Origin of the sequence: Pedobacter flavus, from assembly GCF_036324285.1 — a bacterium.
GTDB lineage: Bacteria > Bacteroidota > Bacteroidia > Sphingobacteriales > Sphingobacteriaceae > Pedobacter > Pedobacter flavus.
Genome location: NZ_JAZDQU010000002.1, coordinates 130,214 through 154,815, shown reverse-complemented (window position 1 = coordinate 154,815; position 24,602 = coordinate 130,214). Strand labels below are relative to the sequence as shown.

The window sequence follows — 24,602 nt, the reverse complement described above, 5'->3', positions numbered from 1 at the left end:
TTCTTAGGAAATATTGAATAATTTAAAATCTGATTTAATGATTATAACAGACGATCTTTCACCACAAGTGTATCACAAATTACATCGTGTAAACACTGTTGTTTTTTGTTTAAAAAACTGTAAAGATATCCTATAAAAAAAGGCAAAGTAGATGCTAATTTCGAAAGGTTTCTTAAAAAAGCTACTGAAAAACTAATCCTCTTTCCATCCAAATCTGTAACTCTAATTTTAACCAACCTTTTGCCAATAGTGGCCTGTTTTTTAGAAGATTCGGCAATAGTAGAATAGATAAATTTCCCAATAATTATTGATGGCGAGAAAAATAAAGCTACATATATTCTAGTGGCTGTATCTTTTATAAAAACAAAGGAAATTAAGATGCAAAACACATAAATCATTGAAATCAATAAGTGATCTACAACCGAAGCGAAAAGCCTTAAATCAAAGGAACCAAAGTACTGAGGTGCCGTAATGATAGGCTTTAAATTGAAAAGCGCACGCAATTCTGGAATTGCATGCGCTTCTTTATAATCATCCATACCTCTAACCTTAATAAAAGTATCTGATTTAATTTTTAAACCTTTTAGTTCTTCCATGGTAAATGGCCCTGCGGGCCTACCCTGAATTACAACCATATAGTTTTTTTCGTTATCCACTCGTTATTTTAGTTTCTTTGAACTTCAAAATTACCTAATCCTCCTTCAATTTTGATGTTTATTTTATTTTTTGCAGCTGCATAACCTTCAGTTTCATATAATCCATCTTCCACTTTCTTAAAATTTCTAAAGTTTCTCATAGACATTCCTGTACTGGTCACAATCTGACAACCGCTATCAAAAGGAACTTTAATTTTTATATCAGATACTCCAGCTTTTACTACAACATTTAATAATGGAACTAGATTTCCGAAAACTATATCAACATCTGTTGCTCCCCCATTAAATTCAAAATTTTTCACTCTATAATCTTTTAGATCCATATCTAATTCCCCCGCACCAAAATTTATATCAAAATTCCATTCCGGATTTTTGTTTAAATATAATTTTAATTGGTTACTTCCATCTACATTCCAAGAGTTATTCTTGCGATTATTAGTAGAAAACTCTAAAGTAGCCACAGAATCAGTTATTATACTCGTATAACTAAGTGCATTTTTTTTGATTCTAGATTCTGCAAAAAGTAAGCTATCTGTTTCACCTTCAAGTGAAAATTTATAACCTCCACCATTGAAATTAAGATTAGCCGTTCTAGGAGTTACACTCGGCATAGCTTCAGAATAAACCATTTTAGCTTTATGATCAACCTCCCAATCATCATTTTCTATTTTTGAATAAATTCTATCACCAAACCACCAACTTTGTGCAGGCTGTTGACCTTTCCAAAACAAAAAAGCAAGGGAAATTACAGTAACTGCGATAGTCACATATCCTCCAATTGGCGAATTCTTTCTATTAACCAACAAGTTAACACCAGCCACTATTAAGAGTACTGGCCAAAAACGCCATACATTTCTCCAATAAAATTCGATAACATTAAAATTATCCAATAAGATAACTCCTCCAACGAATAGGAAAAGTAACCCCCAAATTATTCTATCTACTTTCATAAGATTCAGATTTAAATTATGTATTAAATGGTTTGATTTTGGTCAGCAGAATTTTGATCCTTTTCTTCAACATCAGGAGCAGTTCCTTTATTTACTGTAGAATTATATTTTTCATTAGCTGCTTTAAATTCTTCAAATTGTTTGTCTTTTTTTGATTTAAAAATGAAAGCTAAACCCAATCCAACAAAAATTAGTGGCCATAATTTTCTAACGCTAAACCAGTAAGGCAGAATTTCTAATTCCCTTACTAAAAACAATCCTCCCAAAACAATTAAGATAACACCTGCAATAATTTTTCCGTTATTATTTTTTGGTCTAAAATTATCGGGATTAAAATTTGTATTAAAACCTTCATTTGGCATATTCCATTTATTTTCCCACTGACCTGCTTTATTAAAATCATTAGGGTCGTTAGCGCTGTTAAACTGACTACCTGCAGAAGAATTAAAAGTATTAAAATACTGCATTCCATTAGGATTAACAGGCAGAATAACCCAAAGAATTATATATACAATAATTGGAGAAAACACCAATACAAAAGTTAGTAAAACCATTACCAATCTTACAATAGTCACCTCAATTCCTAAGTAATTTCCTAAACCCGAACATACACCCGCTAACATTTTATCGTGTTCGTTTCTATATAGTTTCTTTTCCATGACTTACAATTTTAAATTTTAAACTGAAGAGGCTTTATTATTATTTCATCTACCTGAGTATTTGAACCTAATTTTAGAACTTGATATAAATTTTCGGCAATATCTTTAGGATCTAAAAAACGATCAGAGGGTATATTTGTACCTGCCCATGAATGCGTTAATGTTGGTCCCGGAAGAATCGCTGTTACTTTAACACCAAATTCAGCCAGCTCTTTGTTAATTACATTATTAAGACTCAGTAATCCCGCTTTAGTTACACCATAACTACCATAATTTACAGTTTGCTCTATTGCACTTATCGAAATTATATTAAAGATATGCCCGCTACCTTTTTTCTTCATTAAATTTCCATAATGCTTTGAAAGGTAATATGGCGCTAATAAATTAACAGCTAAATGATATTCAAAATCTAGATCATCTTCTTCTAAAATTAAGTTAGATTTATAATAACCTACATTATTGATGAGCACTTCTACTCCTCCCCAATGTTGATCAATTTGTTTTATAAATTCTTTTATTTCTGCCTTAATTGAGCAATCTACCTGGAATACAAGAATTTCAGTCTTATAAACTTCCAATTCCATTTTCAACAAGTTAAGATCGGCTAAAGTTCGTGCACAAAGTGCCAAAGAATAACCTTCTTCTGCCAATTTAAAAGCTATGGCCCTACCAATTCCTTTACTAGCTCCTGTAATTATTGCTCTTTTCTGTTCCATAAAAGACAAATGACTTATAAATTTTTCAAATGATTATTATTTTTTTAAGAAATATAACTCAGAACAAATATTATCGTTTCTTTGTAGTATAGTATCTTTGCAATAAATTAATAATGTAAATACATGAACTTTACCAATTTTGGCAGGTATATACTTCTTTTAAAAGCAGTTTTCAGAAAACCCGAAAAGCTCAAAATCTATATAAAGGCAATTTTTCAAGAAATGAATTATGTAGGAATTGGTTCTTTAGGGCTAATTTGTATTATTTCTACTTTTGTTGGAGCAGTTATGACATTGCAAATTGCTTTCCAGTTAACAAGTGATTTAATACCTAGAACAATTATTGGACAAGTAACTCGAGATTCTAGTATTTTAGAATTAAGTCCAACCATAAGTGCATTAGTTCTTGCCGGAAAAATTGGATCTGCAATTTCCTCAGAAATTGGAACCATGCGTGTCACAGAACAAATAGATGCTTTAGAAATTATGGGAATCAACGCACCGGGCTATTTAATTTTACCTAAAATTATAGCAGGTATTACTATGGTTCCATTTCTAGTAATTATCTCTATGTTCTTAAGTATTTTAGGAGGTTATATTGGAGGTACATTATCTGGAGCTATTACTGCTTCTCAATATATTCAAGGTATTACTACCGATTTTAATCCTTATACCATTACAGTGGCTTTAGTAAAAGCATTTGTATTTGGATTTATAATTACTTCTGTTGCTGCTTACGAAGGTTTTTATGTACGTGGAGGTGCTTTAGAAGTTGCACGTTCTAGTACAAAAGCAGTAGTTATTAGCTGTATTTCTATTCTTGCGGCAGATTATATCGTTACTCAATTATTACTATGATCGAAGTTCAGGATATACATATGTCGTTCGGCGACAATAAAGTTTTAAAAGGTATTTCAGGTACATTTAAACCAGGTCTTACAAATTTAATAATTGGTGGTTCGGGATCAGGTAAAACAACTTTACTAAAATGCATGATTGGGTTACATAAACCCGATAGTGGAAGAGTTTCTTACGATGGTAGAGATTTTTTAAACATGAATTTTGAGGAAAGAATTGAAATAAGAAAAGAAATTGGAATGCTATTTCAAGGATCTGCACTTTTCGATTCCATGACAGTTGAAGAAAACATCATGTTTCCACTAAATATGTTCACAGATCAGTCGAATAGTGAAAAAAGAGAAAGAGCAAATTTTTGCTTAGAACGAGTAGATTTGGTTGGGAAAAATAAATTATACCCTGCAGAACTATCTGGAGGAATGAAAAAAAGAGTAGGTATTGCTAGAGCAATAGCGATGAATCCTAAATACCTTTTCTGTGATGAACCCAATTCTGGTTTAGACCCTAGAACTTCAATTGTTATAGACGAACTGATTAAAGAAATTACGGAAGAATATAATACAACCACAATCGTGGTTACCCACGACATGAACTCGGTAATGGGTATTGGAGATTATATAATTTTCCTTTATGAAGGGAAAAAATTCTGGGAAGGTTCTAATAAAGACATTTCTAAAACAGACATTAAAGAACTTAACGACTTTGTTTTTGCAAGCCGATTTATGAAAGCTGCGAAAGATAAATTTTAACACATGATTCAACTACTATCGCCAACTAATTTTCCAGATTACGAATTATTAGATTGTGGAGACTTTGAAAAATTAGAACGTTTTGGAGACGTTGTTTTACGTCGCCCTGAACCTCAGGCCGTTTGGAAAAAAGTTTACACAGAAAATGAATGGCAAAAAAAAGCAGATATAATTTTCAAAGGCAGATCAGCTACTTCTGGAGAATGGATAAAAAAGAATAAAAATGCACCCGATCGTTGGCATATTGAATATTCAAATCCCGAAGTATCCATTAAATTAAGATTAGGTTTAACTTCTTTCAAACATTTAGGTGTTTTTCCTGAGCAAGCAGTAAACTGGGATTACATTTCAAAAACAATTAAAAAGTTTAAAACGCCTAGTCCTAAAGTTCTTAACCTTTTTGCTTACACGGGAGCTGCAAGTTTAATTGCTAATGCCGCAGGAGCCGACACAACGCACGTGGATTCTATTAAACAAGTTGTTACCTGGGCCAATGAAAATCAAGAACTATCTGGCTTAAAAAACACAAGGTGGATGGTAGAAGATGCGTTGAAATATGTTAAAAAGGAATTAAAAAGAGGAAAAAAATACAACGGAATTATTTTAGATCCTCCAGCATACGGACATGGCCCTAATGGCGAAAAATGGAAATTAGAGGATCATATTCAAGAGATGATGCAAGATGTAGTTCAACTTTTAGATCCTGGGGAACATTTTCTAATCTTAAATACTTATTCATTAGGCTTTTCTTCAGTAATCGTAGAGAATCTTATTAAAACTTCATTCCCTAAAGTTAAAAACCTAGAAACTGGAGAATTATTTTTACAAGCCACTTCTGGTATAAAATTGCCCTTGGGCGTTTTTGGTAAATTTAACAGTTTATAAAATATAAGTGCTTAGCCGTTTTACTAAGCACTTATATTCCGCTTTTTTTTGAGGTAAATCAATTTTCCTCTTAACATTTACGACTTTCTCAAACCTATCTCAATCACTTATTAATCAAATAATTAAAGTTATAACGAAGATTTGGTAAAAATCTAGTTAACTAATCACTATTTTAATATTTTAATAAAGTAATATTTATATTTATTAAAATTAATAGGGTTTATTTATTAGTTGAATAGAATTTTTAAATATTTCCGCACAAATAATCCGAAATACTAAATCTTATGATGAAAATTAACATTAATAAAAAAGGAGCAATAGGCCTTTCCCTAGGTCTAGTGTTGGCTGCTTCTTCCGTTTTTGCGCAGAATAGTTCGCCTGCTAAACCGGTAATAAAAGACGGAGAAGCGCAAATTGTTCCAGCTTTCGAAACTCCAGATAAATGGATTCGACAAGAATTATGGGTAGAAACTACATTTGATACCGATGGCGATGGAAAATTAGACCGTATGCATGTTACGGTAACTAGACCATATCAAACAGAAACTGAAGGTTTAAAACTTCCAATAATTTATGAAACTAGTCCATATTACACTGGAACTTTAGGCAATCAACCAGGTGTTTTTTGGGATGTGAAGCATGAAGTTGGGGTAAAGCCACCAATTGCAAGAACACATCACGAAGTTGTAACCAGAACTCCAAAACCTCTTTCAACTTCTCAAGAACGCGAATGGATTAGAAGAGGTTTTATTGTAGTGCATTCATCATCACCAGGTACCGGACAATCTGATGGCTCGCCTACAGTTGGTGGGAAAAATGAATCTCTAGCACCAAAAGCTGTGATCGAATGGTTAGCAGGAAAAGATAATGGTTATACAGCACGAGTAGGTGGCGAAAAAGTAAAAGCATTTTGGAGTACTGGAAAAGTTGGTATGACCGGTACTTCTTATGTAGGTACATTACCCCTTGCTGCAGCTACAACTGGTGTAGAAGCTTTAAAAGCAATTATTCCTGTAGCTCCAAATACTTCCTATTATCATTACTATCGTTCAAATGGCTTAATTAGAAACCCTGGAGGTTACCCAGGTGAAGACATAGACGTATTATATGACTACATCCATAGCGGTGACCCATCTAAAAGAGCCTATAATAATAAAACTGTTCGTGATACAGAATTAGCAAATGGAATGGATCGTACTACTGGCGATTACAATGATTTCTGGGCGGGTAGAGATTATGTTAATCAAATGAAACCTATGAAAGCTGCATTACTTATGTCGCACGGTTTCAATGATTGGAATGTAATGCCTGAACATAGCTATAGAGTGTATAAAGAAGCAGAGAAAATGGGATTACCAACTCAAATTTATTATCACCAAGGAGGCCATGGCGGTCCCCCTCCGGTTAAAATGATGAACAGATGGTTCACTCGTTTCTTGTTTGATGTTCAAAATGGAGTTGAAAAAGATCCAAAAGCATGGATTACTCGCGAAGGTGCGCCACAAGGTGAGCCTACTCCTTATGCAAATTTCCCTAACCCTGCAGCAAGCCCAGTAACCCTTTATTTAACTAAAGGTGGAAATGAAAAAGGTAATTTAAGTACTTCTAAAGCATCTAATCAAGGAACTGAAAAACTAATTGATGACGTACAATTCTCTGGAAAAGATTTAGCCATGTCGCCTAAGTCAGACAATAGGTTATTATATGTTAGTCCAGTTTTAAAGGAAGCTGTACATTTATCAGGTTTGAGCAAAATTTCTGTTAAACTATCGAGCAGTAAACCAGCAGCAAATTTCTCTGTTTGGTTAGTTTCTCTACCTTGGAATGAGGAAAAAACTGCGAAAATTTATGAAAATGTAATTACTCGTGGATGGGCAGACCCTCAAAATCACAAATCAATTAGAAAAGGTGAACCTTTGGTTCCTGGAAAATTTGTTGATTTAACATTTGAACTTCAGCCAGACGATCAAATCATTCCAGCTGGAAAACAAATTGGATTAATGATTTTCTCAAGTGATAAAGAATTTACGCTTTGGCCAAAGGCAGGAACTGAAATTACCATTGACCTAAATGGAACAAGTTTCACCATTCCGGTTGTAGGAGGAAAAGCAGCTTGGGATAAAGCAACAAAATAAACTTTTTATATAAAATTAATAAAATAGGTCGTTGATAAATTCAACGACCTATTTTTTTTACTCAGACTTTCCTTAAATCACAATTTAATCTTTGAATTTTCTTGATTTGAAAAATATTTCTTAAGTTCAAATCAATATAAATGATTTACCTTTATATCTAAATATTATAATATTCTTTTTATATGAAATTAAACTCCTTTTCTGCTGTAACCTTAACTTATTTATTAGCATTAGGTATTTTTAGTAGTTGTACTTCCGACACTAAAGGAAAATCTACAGAGGCAAAAAAAACAGATGCTGTAGAAAACGTAGAAGAACAAGAACAAGCTGCTGTGATAGAGAGATTACCTGTAGATACTGCTTTATACAATAAAAAGAATAAAGAACTAGCAAATGGAGATACTTCTGGCTTATGGCCAGTTAAAAAACAACCCTATCCGATTGATGGAGCTATTCTTCCAAATAAAAGAATAGTGGTTTATTATGGCAATTTATATTCAAAAAAAATGGGGGCATTAGGCGAATATGCACCTAATGAAATGTGGAAAATGCTTAAAAAAGAAGTGCAAAACTGGGAAAAAGCAGATCCAAAAACTCCTGTTCAAGTAGGTATTCATTATATTGCTGTGGTAGCTAGTGGTAGTCCAGGAAAAGATGGAATGTACATTAACAGAATGCCTGATTCTCAAATTGATTCGGCACTTGCAATCGCTAAAATGCATAATGCAATTGTTTTCCTTGATATTCAAGTTGGATTAAGTACCATTCAAAAAGAGCTGCCTAAATTGGAAAAATACATGATGATGCCTCATGTACATTTAGGCATTGATCCAGAATTCTCGATGAAAGATGGTAGTTTACCTGGCAAAAAAATTGGAACCTATGACGCTGCTGATATAAACTATGTATCGCAATATTTAGCAGATTTAGTAAATAAACATAATTTACCTCCTAAAGTATTGGTTGTTCATAGATTTACTAGAAGAATGGTAACCAACTATCAAAACGTTAAATTAAGAAAGGAAGTTCAGATTGTTTCTCATATGGATGGATGGGGAGAACCTGAGTTAAAGAAAGGCACTTACAGACATTTTATTTATAGTGAACCTATTCAATTTACTGGGTTTAAAATCTTCTATAAAAACGACCTTAAACGAGCGCCAAATAGATTAATGACGCCTGAGGAGTTATTAAAATTAAAACCTCAGCCTATTTACATTCAGTATCAATAAAATAATAGTTTTTAAAAAGTTAGATGTTTTGTTTTTAAAACCAGCGTCTAACTTTTTTTGTTTCTAATTTATGCAAACAGCAATTTTTGGAGGAGGATGTTTTTGGTGCACTGAAGCGGTGTTCCAACAACTAGAAGGTGTTATAAACGTAATACCAGGCTATTCGGGTGGACAATTAAAAAACCCAACCTATAGAGAAATCTGCTATGGAAATACTGGACACGCTGAAGTAATTAAAATAGACTTTAATGAAGATGTAATTAGCTACGAAGAATTACTATTGGTGTTTTTCAAGACACACGACCCAACCACATTAAACCGTCAAGGGAACGACAAAGGCACTCAATACAGATCTGTAATTTTTTACTTAAATGAAGCTCAACAAAATGCCGCTTCAAAGATTAAAGATAGTTTAGATGAAGAAGGTATTTATACAAACCCAATTGTAACGGAAATAACCGCAGCAAGTGCTTTCTATCCAGCAGAAGAAGAGCATTTTAATTATTATAGAAACAACCCTTATCAGCCCTATTGTTCATTTGTAATAGAACCAAAGCTAAATAAGTTTATTAAAGAATTTAAAGAAAAAATAAAGGAGCAAATTTAATTATTTGCTCCTTTTTAAGTTCTTAGAATAACCCCATTTGTCCCTTATCATCTATTTCTAAATCATTTGGGTTAGTTATTTCTAAATCTATAGTTTTTGGTTTGGAAACGACTTCAGCTTCCTTTTTATCATCAGCCTCACCACTAGAAGCTTCCTTAAATTCATTTACTTCAACTGAGTTTTCGTCTGCATCATCCCCATCATTAATCTCCATATCATTAACCGAATCCTCAACCTTTGATTCGTTTTTTTCAGGAACTTCATCCACCATTATTTCAGGCGTGTCAATTAAGCGAATTGCTTGAATTGCGTGTTGACTTAACCGATTTCCATTAGCTTTCAATCCTTTTACATCAATTAGTTCAGCTAGATTTAATTGTAATGTTTCAGGAGTTTTGGTTTTTCCCTTCTCTACATCCAATTCTATCATAGCATTAGGATCACCTGTAATAAACATCAATTTAGAGCCTGGTTCTTCACTTATAATTTTCACCTCTTTGCCAGCAGGTTGAAGTTCAAACACAAAGCGTTTTACAAAATAATTCTTCGCTTTAGCATCATAATGAACTAGACCAAAAACCTTTGTAGGATCAAATTTTTGCATAAGAATCATTCCTGAATCAAAATGATTACTTAATTCAAAAGAGGTTAACTCATACCAACCGTCTTCGTGTACAATTAAAATCTTATCATCACCATCAAACTCACCTAAATAAGTTCCCCTACCATCTACATTTAAACGTTTCAATAAATCATCATACCAAATTTTAAGGCCAGATAAAGTAGAAACACCTTTAGATTTTAAAACAATTTTCTTAACAGGGTATTTAGAAACAATATTACCCATAGAATTTCTACCCTTAATGGTTAATTCTGAAAAATCTATATCAAACTGTAGCTTTTTAAGTTTACTATGTGGTCTTAATTGTACATTCACAATTTCGGCTTCCCCATTAGGATTAGCGGTAAAATACAATACTTTAGAGCCTTTACTTCCCTTTGTTAAATCGTATTCCTTATCGCGCGTAACGCCTATTACAGAGAAACGCTTAATATAACTTGTACCACTCGAACCATCTTTATAAATCATATTATAAACCGTGCGCTCATCATTTTTCTTAAATACTTGCGCATGAATAATATCTTTACCAACAAAAGTTTTATCGGCCACTTTGGTAATAATACAATTTCCATCTGCTCTGAAAACAATTATTTCATCTAAATCAGAACAGTCAGCCACAAACTCATCTTTACGTAATCCGGTTCCAATAAAACCATCTTCACGATTCATATAAAGCTTCACATTGGCCAATGCAACTTTAGCTGCCTCTACCCTATCGAAGAACCTAATTTCTGTCTTACGTTCTCTTCCTTTAGCGTATTTATCTTTAAGTTTTTGGAACCAAGCAATGGCATAAGCAGTTAAATTCTTTAAATGACCTTTTACAACTTTGATTTCATTATTTAAAGTATTCATTTGTTCATCCGCCTTTTTCACATCAAAGCGGGTGATACTGCTCATTGGCTTATCGATTAATTTTTTAAAATCCTCAGCTAAAATTTCGCGATATAAATCAGCTTTAAACGGATCAAATAAACGGTGTAATACCTCTACAACCGCATCAAAATTCGGTGAGTTTTCATATTCAGGATTTTTATACATCCCTTCCTGAATAAATATTTTTAATAATGAACTGAAGAATATTTTCTCTTGTAATTCATTAAGCTTAATCTCTAATTCTTGTTTTAATAAGCCTTTAGTATATTTTGTGTTTTCGATTAAAATATCGTTAACACTCATAAAATGGGGCTTATCTTCTTTAATGATACAGGTATTTGGAGAAATAGAAACTTCGCAATTGGTAAAAGCATATAAAGCATCTATAGTTACATCAGGAGAAATTCCGGGAGCAAGATGAATTACAATCTCTACATTTGCAGCTGTATTATCTTCAATCTTTTTAATCTTAATCTTACCCTTATCATTTGCCGAAAGAATACTATCAATTACTGAACCTGTAGTCGTAGAAAAAGGGATTTCGGTAATAACTAAAGTCTTTTTATCCTTTTCAGTAATTTTAGCGCGAACTCTAATTTTCCCTCCGCGCATACCTTCGTTATAATTTGAGAAATCTGCCATTCCGCCGGTAAAGAAATCCGGAAGAATATTAGGTCGCTCGCCATTTAAAGAAGCAATAGATGCATCTAACAATTCCACAAAATTATGCGGCATTACTTTGGTAGCTAAACCAACTGCAATTCCTTCTGCACCTTGAGCTAATAAGAGTGGGAACTTGACTGGTAAAGTAACAGGCTCATTATTTCGACCATCGTAACTTAATTGCCATTTTGTGGTATCAGGATTAAAAACAACATCAATCGCAAATTTAGATAATCGGGCTTCAATATATCTAGGTGCAGCAGCACTATCTCCTGTTACAGGGTCACCCCAGTTTCCTTGGCAATCAATTAATAAATCTTTTTGTCCAATTTGAACCATGGCATCACCAATTGATGCATCACCATGGGGGTGATATTTCATGGTATTACCTATAACATTGGCCGCTTTATTAAAACGACCATCGTCCATTTCTTTTAAAGAATGTAATATTCTACGCTGAACCGGTTTTAACCCATCATTGATATGGGGAACTGCTCTATCTAAAATTACGTATGAAGCATAATCTAAAAACCAATTTTCATAAAGACCCGTAATTGGGGTTATAGTATGCTTTACTTCTTGATCTTGAGATGATGTGGATTCATCAAATTGTTCGTCTAACTCTTCACTCATTAACTATACGCTTTAGGCAAGTGTAAATATACAATTTTAAGACCTTTTTTAGATGATTTATTTCCAAAAAAGCATCTTAAAATTTAATTAAACATGAATATTCAATATTAATAAAAATTGATGATTGGCTTAATTTCTATAGGCAAGTTTTGGCAAGTTTAGACTAAAAATTGGACTTAATTATTTGGTTCGAAACCCAATTAAATACACTACAGTCAATTAATCTCCCAATCTATCTTCAACAAATGAAAAAGGCATTAAATCTTTTACCGAATTCACCACCACTACTTCGCCACCTAAACAATAAAATACAACTTGAATAGATGATTTTTGCTTTTGCTCAAACTCAGCCATTACCTGCAAGCAAGAACCGCAAGAAGTAACAGGTGTTGAAATTTGAAACTTTTTAGTTTGAGCAGTAATGGCCATTCGTTTTATAATGGCATTTGGAAATTGAGATCCAATTGTAAATAAGGCAACACGTTCTGCACATAAACCAGATGGATAGGCTACATTTTCTTGATTACTTCCTTTTATAATTTTACCATCTTCAAGTTCTATTGCCGTTCCTACATTAAAATTAGAATAGGGCGCATAAGCCGTTGCTAGAGCCTTTTCCGAAGCTTCACACAAATTCTGAATAGTTGGATCTAATTCACTTATATTCTTAAATACTTTATATTCTATAGTTAACGCTTTTTGCTCCATTTCACAATATATTCAAAAATTATAAATTTCAAAGAACAAATGAATTCTTAAATTGTTATTTTAAACAAAATTTAAGTATAAATTGCTTAATAAATAAACCAAATAAATCAATTATTAAGTTTGAATATCATTTTAAGAAGAGTCTTAAAGATTGGACTTTGGCTAATCGCAGTATTGTTTATTGTAATTGTTTTAATTGCACTTTCTTTGAATTTATCATCAGTTCAAAATTTTGTAAAAGACAAAGCAATAAGTTATCTGAAATCTAAAACCAATACAGAAGTTAGCTTAAAGCGCATTAGTATTGTTTTCCCTAACGATATTGTTTTAAATGAATTCTATTTAGAAGATTTAAAGGGCGACACGCTGGTTTATGCAGAACGATTGGCGGTTGATATTAGTTTATTTAAACTTTTTAAAAGTCAAGTTGAAATAAAAAACATTGAATTAAATAACATCAATGCAAATGTTGTTCGTATTGCGCCTGACACAACTTTTAATTTCAATTTTTTGGTCAACGCTTTTATGTCCGACCAACAAAAATCACAAGAAGAAATTGATAAAGACACTACCTCTACACTTAAATTTTCGATCGATAAATTTAAGTTTGAAAATATCCGCATTCAATATCGTGATGATGTGGCTGGCAATATTTTAAAATTAAGTGTCGGAAATTTTAATTCAAGAATTGACGATTTTGATTTAAACAATCAAAAATTTAAAATTAAAAACATCAATCTTCAAAACGCTCAATTAGATTATTTACAACAAAAACCATTGGCGGTTTTGGCAAATCAACTTGAGAAAAGTGTAGATCCTTCAGAAACTGCAAACTCAGTTTTGCCATTTATAGAAATTGAAAAGTTGATGTTCGACAAGGTGAAAATTAATTTCAATGATAAAGTTTCTTCAACTCAAGCGATAGCTAATCTTCAAGATTTACAATTATCTCACTCCAAATTAAATTTAACTGAAATGAATTATGTTTTGGGTGGAATAAAACTTCAAAATTCCCAGATTAAGTTCGCCTTTAAGCCCGAGCCACTTAAAACTAGCGTTGGACCAACTGAAATCAAGGATAGTCCGAACAAAATTAAATTCACTCTTCACCAATTTGATTTTAAAAACAATCGTATTCAGTTTGACAATCTGGCCGAAAAACCAACCTCGCATGGAATCGATTTTAATCACCTTAATTTAACCTCTTTAAATCTTTCAGGAAAAGACATCGGCTATTCCGAGCATCAAATTCAAGCAAACCTATTAAATGGTTCATTTAAAGATAAAAGTGGTTTTGAATTACAATTATTAAAAGGTATTGCAAAATATACGAATCGTGAGATTTCAATTAAAGATTTCACCCTAAAAACGCCTTATACCCAAATTAACAGTCAAGCGCTTATTCAATTTAATAGTTTAGAAGATTTAACTAAAAAACCTAGCGATGTAAAATTAAATTTAAGCATTATCAATACACAGATAGGGATGCAAGATGCTATCTTGTTATCAGATGCAGTACCTGAACAATACAAAAATCTGAATTTAAAAGTCGACGGGAATTTAAATGGAAATTTAGCCAGTATTAATATTCCAAAATTTAAAATAAATGGACTTAGTAATACAAAAATAGATATTCAAGGTAAAGCAGATAACATTACTAATCCAGATGCATTAAACCTAGACTTAACCATCAACCACTTTATTACCAACAAACAGGATATAAATTTACTTGCACCAAAAGGCAGCTTGCCCAATACTATAAATTTACCGAGTAACATTGTGTTGAATGGTAAATTTAAAGGGGGACTAAAAAAATTCGACACCAACCTTGCAGTTAAATCCAGTCTCGGAAACGCCAAACTCCAAGCTAAACTTAACTTTAATGAGCAATATAATGCACAAATTCATTTAGAAAATTTTGATGTTGGAACATTGTTAAATCAACAAAATGAATTAGGTAAAATTTCGCTTAAAGTTCAAGCTAATGGTAAAGGGTTTGATCTAAAAACGGCTAAATCTGATTTAAAAGGCACAATTGAAAGTTTAAATTACAACCAATACAATTACCGTAATATTCAATTAACTGCTAGTCTTGACAAACAAAAATTTCAGTTTAACACAATTAGCAATGACGAAAATGTGGATTTTAGTTTAGTAGCAAGTGGAAATTTATCAAATACCTACCCAAAAATTGCAGCAAAACTTGAACTTAAACAAATAGATTTACAGGCAATAAATTTTAGCCCTTCAGAATTTAAGGCAGCTGGAATTATAAATGCTAATATAGAAACTGCCGATCTAGATTATTTAAACGGCACAGTTAAGGCTACAAGCTTACAAATTGTTAAAGAAGGCAAACGAATAAACGTTGATACGATAAAAATTGAGGCTTTAAGCACCGAAGATGCAAATTCACTAACTCTTAACTCCGAAGTACTCCAAGCCAAGCTAGAAGGAAATTACAAACTGAGTCAAATCGGCCAGGCCTTTATCAATCAAATAAATAAGTATTATCAATTCGGAGAAATTAAGCCAACTGAAGATCAAAAAATCAATTTTGATGTCAATATCTATAATTCAAAATTGCTAAAAGAATTTGTACCTAAGTTAGAAACCTTTGCGGCAAGTAGAATAAGTGGACAACTTAACACCCTTACAGATAGTTTAAGCCTACGCGCGTGGTTCCCAAAAATTGTTTACGATAAAAATACTATCGACAGCGCACTACTTACCCTTCGCCCAGTTGGAGCAATTTTAGATTATAACTTAAATATTAAGTCTGTTGTTACTCCTTCTATTCAGCTTTTCAACTCAGAAATTATAGGCAATGCTTCAAATAACAAGCTAAATGTAAATATCTTCTTAAAAGATAAAGCACTCAAAAACAGATACGCCTTAACGGGAGTTTTTAATGCTAAAGATAACTTCTACCAATTTAGCTTAAAACCAGAAAATCTACTCCTGAATTACGAACGCTGGACGGTTAATCCAAATAACTTAATACAGTTTGGTGAAGATGGGATATTGGCAAATAATTTTAATTTAAGCAAGGGCGAACAACTTTTGCGCATTCAGAGTCGCGAAAATACACCGAATGCACCAATTGAAATAACTTTAAAAGATTTTAAAATTGAAACCTTAACAAGTTTTGCAGAAACAGACACATCTATATTGGGTGGAACTTTAAATGGAAAAGCATTAATAAGCGATATTCAAACCAATATGAACTTTAATGCCAACCTAGTTGCTTCCCAATTACGCTACCAAAAAGACCAATTAGGTACTTTAAGATTAGATGCCAATAACAAAACTAATGATGCAATAGAAATAAATGCTTCTTTAACTGGCATTCATGAAGCTCGTGTAAATGGGTTCTATTATACCAATGAAAATGGTGCTTTAGATTTGAATCTAAATTTAGAGAAATTGAATCTTGAATTTATTGAAAGCTTATCAGGCGGACAAATTAGAGAAGGAACAGGAACCATATCTGCCAATTTAACTGCAAAAGGAGCTATTTCTGAGCCAACCATACAAGGTAAGGTAAACTTTAATCAAGCTGGATTTAATATAAAATATGTTAATTCCTTTTTTCGAGTGCCACAGGAAACTATAAGCTTTAATAATAAGGGTATTAATTTCGATTCGTTTACATTAATAGATAGCCTAGGAAAAACTGCGGTTATTGATGGTGCTATTCTAACCACAAATTACCAGGATTTTAAATTCAACTTAGACTTAAGAACAAATAATTTTAGAGCCTTAAACTCCACCTCAAAGGATAATGAGTTGATTTATGGAACGGTTTATTTAAGCTCCAATTTGAAAATTTCAGGTGATTTAAATCAGCCAATCGTTAATGGAAATGTAAATGTTAACGAAGACACTAAGTTTTTCTTTGCCATGCCAGCTGATGATCCAGCTGTTATTGAACAAAGTGGAATTGTCCAATTTATTGATGCCGACGCCCCTCCTTTCAATGGAGAGCGCGCCTTAAACGTTGATAGTTTAACACGATCGCCCCTAACGGGTATGAATTTAAGTGTAAATCTAACTATCGACAAAAAAGCAGAATTAAACGTAGTGATTGACCCTTCAAATGGAGACGCGCTTAAAGTAAAAGGCGAAGGAAGTTTAAATGCAACCATTGATCCGAGCGGAAAAACAAGTTTAACTGGTCGTTACCAATTAACCGATGGTTCTTACAACCTTTCTATAGGCGGATTAGCAAGAAAAGAATTTAAAATTCAACCTGAATCTTACATTGTTTGGACTGGAGAACCCACCTCTGCCGACATAAACATTACGGCTATTTACGAGGTAAATACAGCGGCAATTGACTTAGTAGCCGATCAAATGGAAACCCTCGACGCAAGTGCCAGAAACACCTATAAACAAAAATTAGACTTCCAAGTTCTGTTGTATTTAAAAGGCGAATTATTAAAACCCAATATCTCCTTCAAAATAGATTTACCGGAAGATGAACGGGCTAGCGCTGTAGGAGCTGCAGCATTTGCAAAATTACAGCAAGTAAATTCCAATGAAAGCGAATTAAACAAACAGGTATTTGCATTATTAGCATTAAATAGATTTATTTCAGAAAATCCATTTCAAAGCTTAGCAGGAGGCAGTAGTACTTCGTCAATAGCACGACAAAGTGTGAGCAAGTTACTTACCGAGCAGTTAAATAATTTAGCAACCAATCTTATTCAAGGAATAGATATAAATTTTGGTGTAAATGCAGTTGAGGATTATTCTTCTGGCTCATTAGAAAATAGAACAGATTTAGAAATAGATTTTTCAAAGAAATTATTAAACGACCGACTCACCATATCAGTGGGCAGCACATTTGGTATAGAAGGCAATAGGCCAAGTAATCAGAAGTCGAGCAATATTGCTGGAAATATTAATGTTGAATATCTCATATCAGCCGATGGCCGTTACCGACTTCGTTTCTATCGTAGAAACGAAACAGAAGGAATTGTTGAAGGACAAATAATAGAAACTGGTGTCGGATTTGCCTTAGTTGTAGATTACAATAGATTCAATGAAATCTTTAAAAAAGTAAGTAGACGTAGAAACGCAGAAAGCATCAACACCAAAGAAGACAAATAAAATGAGGACATCCAATAATAAATACTTTATAATTTGTGTGCTTTTGTTCACCATACTAGTGTTGAGCAGTTGCAGTACAACGAAGCACTTACCTGTTGGTGATCATCTTTATGTGGGAGCAACGGTTAAAATAAATCCAGACAGTACTGGTAAAGTTGAAGATCAAAAATCATTAAAAGATTTGTTAGAAAGCAAAACCCGTCCACAACCTAACAAAAAATTCCTAGGTATGCCATTTAAACTTTGGATGTACAATTTAGCTGGTGAACCTACCAAAAATAAAGGTATTAGAAACTGGTTAAGAAATAAAGTAGGAGAACCGCCTGTTTTGGCAAGTTCTGTTCGATTAAAACTAAACAACGACATCTTAACTAGTAACCTCATTAGTACCGGTTATTTACAAGCAGAAGTAATTGGAGATACTTTAACTAAGAAAAGAAAAACTAAAGCCATTTATATTGCAAATACAGGAATTCGATATAAAATTGATGAAGTAAAATTTCCTGAAGATACTACCTCAGTTAATAAAATATTACAACGTTTTAAAGAAAATTCATTAATAAAAAGAGGCCAATTCTATGACTTAGAAGTTTTTAAGAATGAACGGATAAGAATTGATAACGATTTAAAAGAAAATGGATATTTCTATTTTAATCCAGATTATTTATTAATTCAAGCTGATAGTACAATCGGTAAAAACTTAGTCAATATTCAGGTAATCGTTAAACCCATTGCCCCTATAGAAGCCCTCCAACCTTATAAAATTAATAAAATTAATATTTACCCTAACTACATATTACAACGCGACAGTATAATTAGATCCGCCCCTCCAATAGAATATAAAGGATTAAGGATAATAGATCGTCGAGCAACTTTTAAACCTCAAGTTTTCGATCGTTTGATATTTTTTAAACCCGGAGAAACTTATAATAGAAAAGATCATAATTTATCGCTCAATAGAATTGTAAATGTGGGTATGTTTAAATTTGTAAAAGCAGATTTTACTCCTATAGATTCCTTAAAAAGTAATCATCTGGATTTAAATTTCTATCTCACCCCGCTGAAAAAAAATTCTTTAAGCTTTCAAACAACAGTAACCAACAAGTCAAACAATTTTGTAGGCTCCGAAATTCGTATTAATCAACTTTTCAGAAATGTATTTAAAGGAGCAGAACAATTATCGATTTCTGTGAGTGGTGGTATGGAAACTCAAGTAGGCGGAACACAAGGAATAAAGATTAATTCCACTTCATTTTCTGCCGAAACAAAACTTTCCTTCCCTCGCTTTGTAGTACCTTTTTTAAAGGTAAATAGCACCAGTGCTTTTGTTCCTAAAACCAATATTTCGTTGGCCTTTCAGACCATTAAAAAAGGAGATTTTTATTCAATGAACTCCATAAAATCTGAAATTGGTTATATATGGAAGGAGAATATTTATAAAGAACATATACTCAACCCTATTTCAATAACTTACGTACTGCCACCAGACACAAGTAAGCAAACTTACAAAGACAATATTATCAGATTTCCTGGTTTAGAAACCAACTTAGAAAAGGTATTTATTATTGGAAGTAATTATAGCTTCTCTTTCAATAATCAACTAAACACGGAGAGAAAAAACAATATTTTTTTCACAGGTACAGCAGAAACAGCGGGAAATTTAGTGAGCTTATTTGCAAATACAAATGCGGCAGGACAAAAAATATTTGCCAAAACTCCACTTTCTAAATTCTATAGATTGGAAGTAGATTTTAGAGACTACTTCAAAATACGCAAAGAAATAACATGGGCAAATAGGCTTGTAATGGGCTATGGACATGCTTTTGGAAACAGTACCTCACTGCCATTTGTCCGCCAGTTTTTTGCTGGTGGAAGTAATGATGTTAGAGCATTTCCAGCAAGATCTATTGGCCCAGGAAGCTATAATTCATCTACTAGCCAATTTTATGCCGACCAAGGTGGCGACATTAAATTAATGCTTAACTCAGAATTGAGATTTAAAATATTCAGTATAATTCATGGGGCATTATTTGCAGATGCTGGCAATATATGGCTTAGAAAAGAAGATCCTACTCGACCAGGCTCTGGTTTTAAAGGAAGTAATATTTTAAAAGAAATGGCAGTGGGAGGAGGAGTTGGACTAAGAATAGATGCCCAAATATTCGTAGTTAGATTTGATTTGGCCATGCCATTTAGAGTTCCTTACTTACCAGAAAACCAACGATGGGTAATCAAAGACATTGACTTTGGAAGTAAAGTATGGCGTAAAAACAACTTAATTTTAAATATTGGAATAGGATATCCTTTTTAGTGATATGAATAAAATTAAATCATTTTTTAAGATAACTGGACAGATTTTGATGGCAGCCTTCAAAGGATTTCAGGAAGATAGAATAATGAAATTAAGTGCTGCCCTAGCTTATTATACCCTATTCTCTATAACGCCATTAATAATTATTGTTATTTCTGCTGCGGGCATTTTATATGGTGAAAACATTACGGTCCAAAAACAATTATTCGGAGAAATTAATGAATTAATTGGTCAGAATGGCGCAAATGCTATTGAAGGTCTTGTAGCTAACGCCAGCTTATCTGGCAAAAGTAATTTTGCGCTTACTGTAGGTATAATTTTACTCATAGTTGGTGGAACCACCATATTTATTGAAATTCAAGACAGCATAAATCTTATTTGGAAGGTTAAAGCGATCCCCAAAAAAGGATGGGTAAAATTGATTTTAAACAGATTGGTTTCCTTCTCTCTAATTGTTTCATTAGGATTTTTGCTATTAGTCTCTCTAATTATAAACAGCATTGTAATTGGATTAGGCGCCAAACTAGAGCAAGTATTTCCTAATATAAATTCATATATACTTATCTTGATTAACAATGCCATCACCTTAAGTGTAGTTACAGTAATATTTACAATAATTTTTAAGGTATTACCAGATGTAATATTAAAATGGAAAACTGCAATAATTGGGGCATTGTTTACTGCCTTATTATTTTCTCTGGGCAAGTATTTAATTGGAATTTATATTGAAATGAGCGATCCGGGATCAGCATTTGGATCAGCGGGTTCTATCGTTATAATCTTAGTTTGGATTTATTATACTGCGGTAATACTCTATTTTGGGGCTGAATTTACACAAGCCTATGCTGAGAAAATGGACAATGGAATAGAACCATCCAAGTATGCTGTCCATTTAGAAACCATTATTATACAAAAGAAAGTGGATGTCTTACCAGACCAACATTCAGAAAAAAAATAGAATAAAAAAACTCCAACTTTTTAATAGTTGGAGTTAATAATTTAAGCTACTTCTTCGATAGAATCTTCTACTTCAGATTCTACTAGAATCTCTTCTATCTTTTCGAGTTCGTCTTTTTCTATTCTTAGATTTCTAATAATATGTTGTTGACGGTCGGGTGTATTTTTACCCATATAATATTCCAGTAAATTCTTTATGGTTTGCTCTTTTAAAATAACTGGATCTAATCTAATATCCTTACCAATAAACAATCCGAACTCTTCTGGAGAAATTTCCCCTAAACCTTTAAATCGAGTAATTTCTGGTTTATTTCCTAATTTTATTATAGCGTTTTTGCGTTCCTCTTCGCTGTAGCAATAAATCGTTTCTTTTTTATTTCTAACCCTAAAGAGAGGAGTTTGTAAAATATAAACATGACCAGCACGAACTAAATCAGGGAAAAACTGCAAGAAGAAAGTCATCATTAACAAACGAATGTGCATTCCATCAACATCAGCATCTGTTGCAATAACGATATTATTATAATGCAACCCCTCTAAACCATCTTCAATATTAAGCGCATGTTGCAATAAATTAAACTCTTCATTTTCGTAAACCACTTTTTTAGTGAGTTCATAACAATTTAGGGGTTTACCTTTCAAACTAAAAACAGCCTGAGTTTCTACATCTCTCGATTTTGTAATTGAACCAGAAGCCGAATCTCCCTCGGTAATAAACAAAGTGGTTTCGTATCTACGTTCATGATTACTATTAAACTTTAACTTACAATCTCTAAGTTTTTTATTGTGTAAAGATGCCTTTTTGGCTCTATCGTTTGCCAGTTTTTTTATTCCAGCAATATCTTTACGCTCTCGCTCTGATTGTAAAATTCTTTTCAAAAGCGCATCAGCAACATCTGGATGTTTATGTAAATAATCATCCAATTCTTTCTTTACGAAATCATTAATAAAAGTTCTAACGGTTGGTCCCTCTGGTCCCATATTTTGTGAACCCAACTTTGTTTTAGTTTGGGACTCAAAAACAGGCTCTTGAACACGCACAGAGATAGCAGCAATAACAGATGATCTAACGTCTGATGCGTCAAACTCCTTTTTATAAAACTCTCTTATTGTTTTTACCAATGCTTCTCTAAATGCTGCTTGGTGGGTACCACCTTGAGTGGTATGCTGACCGTTTACAAAAGAATGGTAATCTTCACCATATTGTTGTCCATGCGTTAAAGCAATTTCTATATCTTGACCAATTAAATGAATTATCGGATAACGGATATGTTCTACATCGGCAACTTTATTCAATAAATCGTAAAGTCCTCTGTCCGAAAAATACTTTTGATTATTAAAATTAATCGTTAAACCAGTATTTAAAAACACATAATTCCAGATCATAGACTCAACAAAATCTGGAATAAAATGGTAATTTCTAAAAATACTTTCATCGGGATAGAAAGTAATTGCTGTACCATTTCTTTGTGTAGTATCTATAATAGGTTGTTCATCTGTAATCTCACCTTTGCTAAACTCTACCCTTTTCGTTTTACCATCGCGGTAACTTTGAACAGAAAAAAAAGTTGAAAGTGCGTTTACAGCTTTGGTACCTACCCCGTTTAATCCAACAGATTTTTGGAAAGCATTACTATCATACTTTCCTCCTGTATTAATTTTACTTACACAATCTATAACCTTACCTAACGGAATTCCTCTACCATAATCTCGCACACTTACCTTTTGTTCAGATAAAGAAATATCAATCGTTTTACCCGACCCCATTACAAACTCATCAATAGAGTTGTCAACAATCTCTTTTAATAATACATAGATACCATCGTCCTGCGCTGAACCATCCCCCAATTTCCCAATATACATACCAGGTCTTAGTCGGATGTGCTCTTTCCAATCCAGCGACCTAATACTATCATCGTTATAAATTACATCTGCCATTGTTATATCCTTGTAGAATTCGAGTTCAATTTAAACAAAGTTTACACATTAAAAAAGTACTCTTTTTATATAAAAACTCTATCATACAAATATACAAAGCTCGTTTCAAAGGATATCAACCTAAAATGTAAAGTTCCTAACAAGCGTTGACAAAATATATCCATATGCGTAAAATTGGACTGAAAGTTGTTAGGCTATAACTTTAAAGATTATTAAAACACAAGCACAACGATGAAAAAAATTTCGAAACTTTTTTTAGGATTCACCTTATTATTCACAGTCGTTTTAACTGGATGCGGAATAAACAACCAAGCACGACAAATTAAGGCACTAGAAAAATGTACATATAGAATTGTAGATATTCAAAATGTAACCGTTGCTGGAGTAGACTTTGATAAAATTTTTAAAAACGATGAAATTAATTTAGCTGCCATCCCAAGTCTAGCCTTTGGCTTATTAACTAAGGATGTACCATTAAGATCTACAGTATTAATAGAAATCAATAATCCTACACAAAACCCTGCTGCAATCAACCAATTTGATTACATAGTTCAACTAAGCAAGGAAGAATTGGTTAATGGAACAGTAGAAACCCCTTTAAATGTTCAGCCGGGAAGCTCAATCACTATTCCTGTTAAAATAAACACCAATATCCATAGATTGGTAACCAACAAAGAATTACTTAATCAAGTACTTGAAGTTTATAGAAATAGAAAAACAGATACTAGTCTAGGAGAATTAACCGTTAAATTAAAGCCAACCTTTCAGTTAGGAAAAAGCACTTTCAAATATCCAGGCTATATAAATATTAAAAAAAACATTGATTTAAATAAGATATTATCAAGTAAGTAACACTACTGGTTGATGTTATTTTATTCTTTTTTAAATTATCACCTTTTTCAAAAGTTAAATTATTGTTAAACTGACCTTCAAATAAAATAATTGAACATATATATTTTTACTTTAGGCATTTGTTTAGTAACTTGAACATTTAATAATTTCCTATAAAAACAACTCATAAAACACTTTTCTGCAATGAGAAATTTGTTATTTATTTTTGCATTTTTCTTTAATGGATTCTTAACTGCTACAGCATTAGCTCAAAATACGACTGCTACTGCTACAGGAAGTGGCTCATTTTCAAATTACTTCACAAAAACTACTTCTACTCAAAGTTCGTTAGCGTGGATAATCGGCATAATCTTACTTGGAATCGTGTTTTATGCGTTCTATAAGGGGAATACCCCATCTAAAATCATTTCAAGAAAAAGTTCAAAAAAAGATAGAGAGCATTTGAATTCATAATAAGGAAAAAGGGCAAAGCTGAAAGCG

18 protein-coding genes are annotated in these 24,602 nt (G+C 32.7%); 11 read left to right on the top strand and 7 right to left on the bottom strand.

The window, feature by feature from the left end:
- Positions 1 to 41 precede the first annotated feature (41 nt).
- Genes VRU49_RS06630 through VRU49_RS06615 form a run of 4 tightly spaced genes read right to left on the bottom strand, consistent with a single transcriptional unit; the run spans position 42 to position 2,981 of the window.
- Positions 42 to 656: an RDD family protein gene (locus tag VRU49_RS06630; protein ID WP_330145998.1), complete on the bottom strand. Its 615-nt coding sequence runs from the start codon at positions 654 to 656 to the stop codon at positions 42 to 44.
- Between the two features lie 8 nt (positions 657 to 664).
- The gene (locus VRU49_RS06625) at positions 665 to 1,606 is read right to left on the bottom strand and encodes a toast rack family protein (RefSeq protein WP_330145997.1); all 942 of its coding nucleotides are present in this window, start codon (positions 1,604 to 1,606) and stop codon (positions 665 to 667) included.
- Positions 1,607 to 1,629: 23 nt separating this feature from the next.
- Positions 1,630 to 2,265 carry a PspC domain-containing protein gene (locus VRU49_RS06620; protein WP_330145996.1) on the bottom strand — a complete coding sequence of 212 codons (636 nt, stop codon included), beginning with the start codon at positions 2,263 to 2,265 and terminating at the stop codon, positions 1,630 to 1,632.
- An 11-nt stretch (positions 2,266 to 2,276) separates the two neighbouring features.
- Positions 2,277 to 2,981: an SDR family NAD(P)-dependent oxidoreductase gene (locus tag VRU49_RS06615; protein ID WP_330145995.1), complete on the bottom strand. Its 705-nt coding sequence runs from the start codon at positions 2,979 to 2,981 to the stop codon at positions 2,277 to 2,279.
- Between the two features lie 123 nt (positions 2,982 to 3,104).
- Here VRU49_RS06615 and VRU49_RS06610 point away from each other — a divergent pair, with 123 nt between their 5' ends.
- The 6 genes from VRU49_RS06610 to msrA all read left to right on the top strand — a co-directional run bounded on the left by VRU49_RS06610 (position 3,105) and on the right by msrA (position 9,447).
- Positions 3,105 to 3,839 (top strand): MlaE family ABC transporter permease, encoded by a 735-nt coding sequence (locus VRU49_RS06610; RefSeq protein ID WP_330145994.1) that lies wholly within the window; start codon positions 3,105 to 3,107, stop codon positions 3,837 to 3,839.
- Positions 3,836 to 4,588, top strand: coding sequence for an ABC transporter ATP-binding protein (locus VRU49_RS06605; protein ID WP_330145993.1), 753 nt, complete (start codon positions 3,836 to 3,838; stop codon positions 4,586 to 4,588). The genes VRU49_RS06610 and VRU49_RS06605 overlap by 4 nt, the downstream gene beginning before the upstream one ends.
- A gap of 3 nt (positions 4,589 to 4,591) precedes the next feature.
- Complete coding sequence (locus tag VRU49_RS06600; RefSeq protein WP_330145992.1) at positions 4,592 to 5,473, top strand: class I SAM-dependent methyltransferase; 882 nt, start codon at positions 4,592 to 4,594, stop codon at positions 5,471 to 5,473.
- 284 nt (positions 5,474 to 5,757) lie between these two features.
- Positions 5,758 to 7,608: a Xaa-Pro dipeptidyl-peptidase gene (locus VRU49_RS06595; protein WP_330145991.1), complete on the top strand. Its 1,851-nt coding sequence runs from the start codon at positions 5,758 to 5,760 to the stop codon at positions 7,606 to 7,608.
- A gap of 182 nt (positions 7,609 to 7,790) precedes the next feature.
- Positions 7,791 to 8,840: a hypothetical protein gene (locus tag VRU49_RS06590; RefSeq protein WP_330145990.1), complete on the top strand. Its 1,050-nt coding sequence runs from the start codon at positions 7,791 to 7,793 to the stop codon at positions 8,838 to 8,840.
- A gap of 70 nt (positions 8,841 to 8,910) precedes the next feature.
- Positions 8,911 to 9,447, top strand: coding sequence for a peptide-methionine (S)-S-oxide reductase MsrA (msrA, locus tag VRU49_RS06585; protein ID WP_330145989.1), 537 nt, complete (start codon positions 8,911 to 8,913; stop codon positions 9,445 to 9,447).
- Positions 9,448 to 9,469: 22 nt separating this feature from the next.
- Here the strand turns inward: msrA and VRU49_RS06580 are convergent, their stop codons facing one another.
- A complete protein-coding gene (locus tag VRU49_RS06580; protein ID WP_330145988.1) occupies positions 9,470 to 12,241 on the bottom strand; it encodes a DNA gyrase/topoisomerase IV subunit A in 2,772 nt (923 codons plus the stop codon).
- Positions 12,242 to 12,460: 219 nt separating this feature from the next.
- Positions 12,461 to 12,949, bottom strand: a complete 489-nt coding sequence (locus tag VRU49_RS06575) for a cytidine deaminase (protein WP_330145987.1) — start codon at positions 12,947 to 12,949, stop codon at positions 12,461 to 12,463.
- Positions 12,950 to 13,069: 120 nt separating this feature from the next.
- Between VRU49_RS06575 and VRU49_RS06570 the strand changes: the two genes are divergently transcribed.
- Genes VRU49_RS06570 through VRU49_RS06560 form a run of 3 tightly spaced genes read left to right on the top strand, consistent with a single transcriptional unit; the run spans position 13,070 to position 21,333 of the window.
- Positions 13,070 to 18,064 (top strand): translocation/assembly module TamB domain-containing protein, encoded by a 4,995-nt coding sequence (locus VRU49_RS06570; RefSeq protein WP_330145986.1) that lies wholly within the window; start codon positions 13,070 to 13,072, stop codon positions 18,062 to 18,064.
- A gap of 1 nt (position 18,065) precedes the next feature.
- Positions 18,066 to 20,375 carry a translocation and assembly module lipoprotein TamL gene (tamL, locus tag VRU49_RS06565; RefSeq protein WP_330145985.1) on the top strand — a complete coding sequence of 770 codons (2,310 nt, stop codon included), beginning with the start codon at positions 18,066 to 18,068 and terminating at the stop codon, positions 20,373 to 20,375.
- A gap of 4 nt (positions 20,376 to 20,379) precedes the next feature.
- The gene (locus tag VRU49_RS06560; RefSeq protein ID WP_330145984.1) at positions 20,380 to 21,333 is read left to right on the top strand and encodes a YihY/virulence factor BrkB family protein; all 954 of its coding nucleotides are present in this window, start codon (positions 20,380 to 20,382) and stop codon (positions 21,331 to 21,333) included.
- 41 nt (positions 21,334 to 21,374) lie between these two features.
- Here VRU49_RS06560 and VRU49_RS06555 read toward each other — a convergent pair whose 3' ends face one another.
- Positions 21,375 to 23,270, bottom strand: coding sequence for a DNA topoisomerase IV subunit B (locus VRU49_RS06555; protein ID WP_330145983.1), 1,896 nt, complete (start codon positions 23,268 to 23,270; stop codon positions 21,375 to 21,377).
- A 231-nt stretch (positions 23,271 to 23,501) separates the two neighbouring features.
- Here VRU49_RS06555 and VRU49_RS06550 point away from each other — a divergent pair, with 231 nt between their 5' ends.
- Together VRU49_RS06550 and VRU49_RS06545 are read left to right on the top strand one after the other, a co-directional pair.
- The gene (locus VRU49_RS06550) at positions 23,502 to 24,122 is read left to right on the top strand and encodes a hypothetical protein (protein WP_330145982.1); all 621 of its coding nucleotides are present in this window, start codon (positions 23,502 to 23,504) and stop codon (positions 24,120 to 24,122) included.
- A gap of 183 nt (positions 24,123 to 24,305) precedes the next feature.
- Positions 24,306 to 24,575 (top strand): hypothetical protein, encoded by a 270-nt coding sequence (locus VRU49_RS06545; RefSeq protein ID WP_330145981.1) that lies wholly within the window; start codon positions 24,306 to 24,308, stop codon positions 24,573 to 24,575.
- Positions 24,576 to 24,602 lie beyond the last annotated feature (27 nt).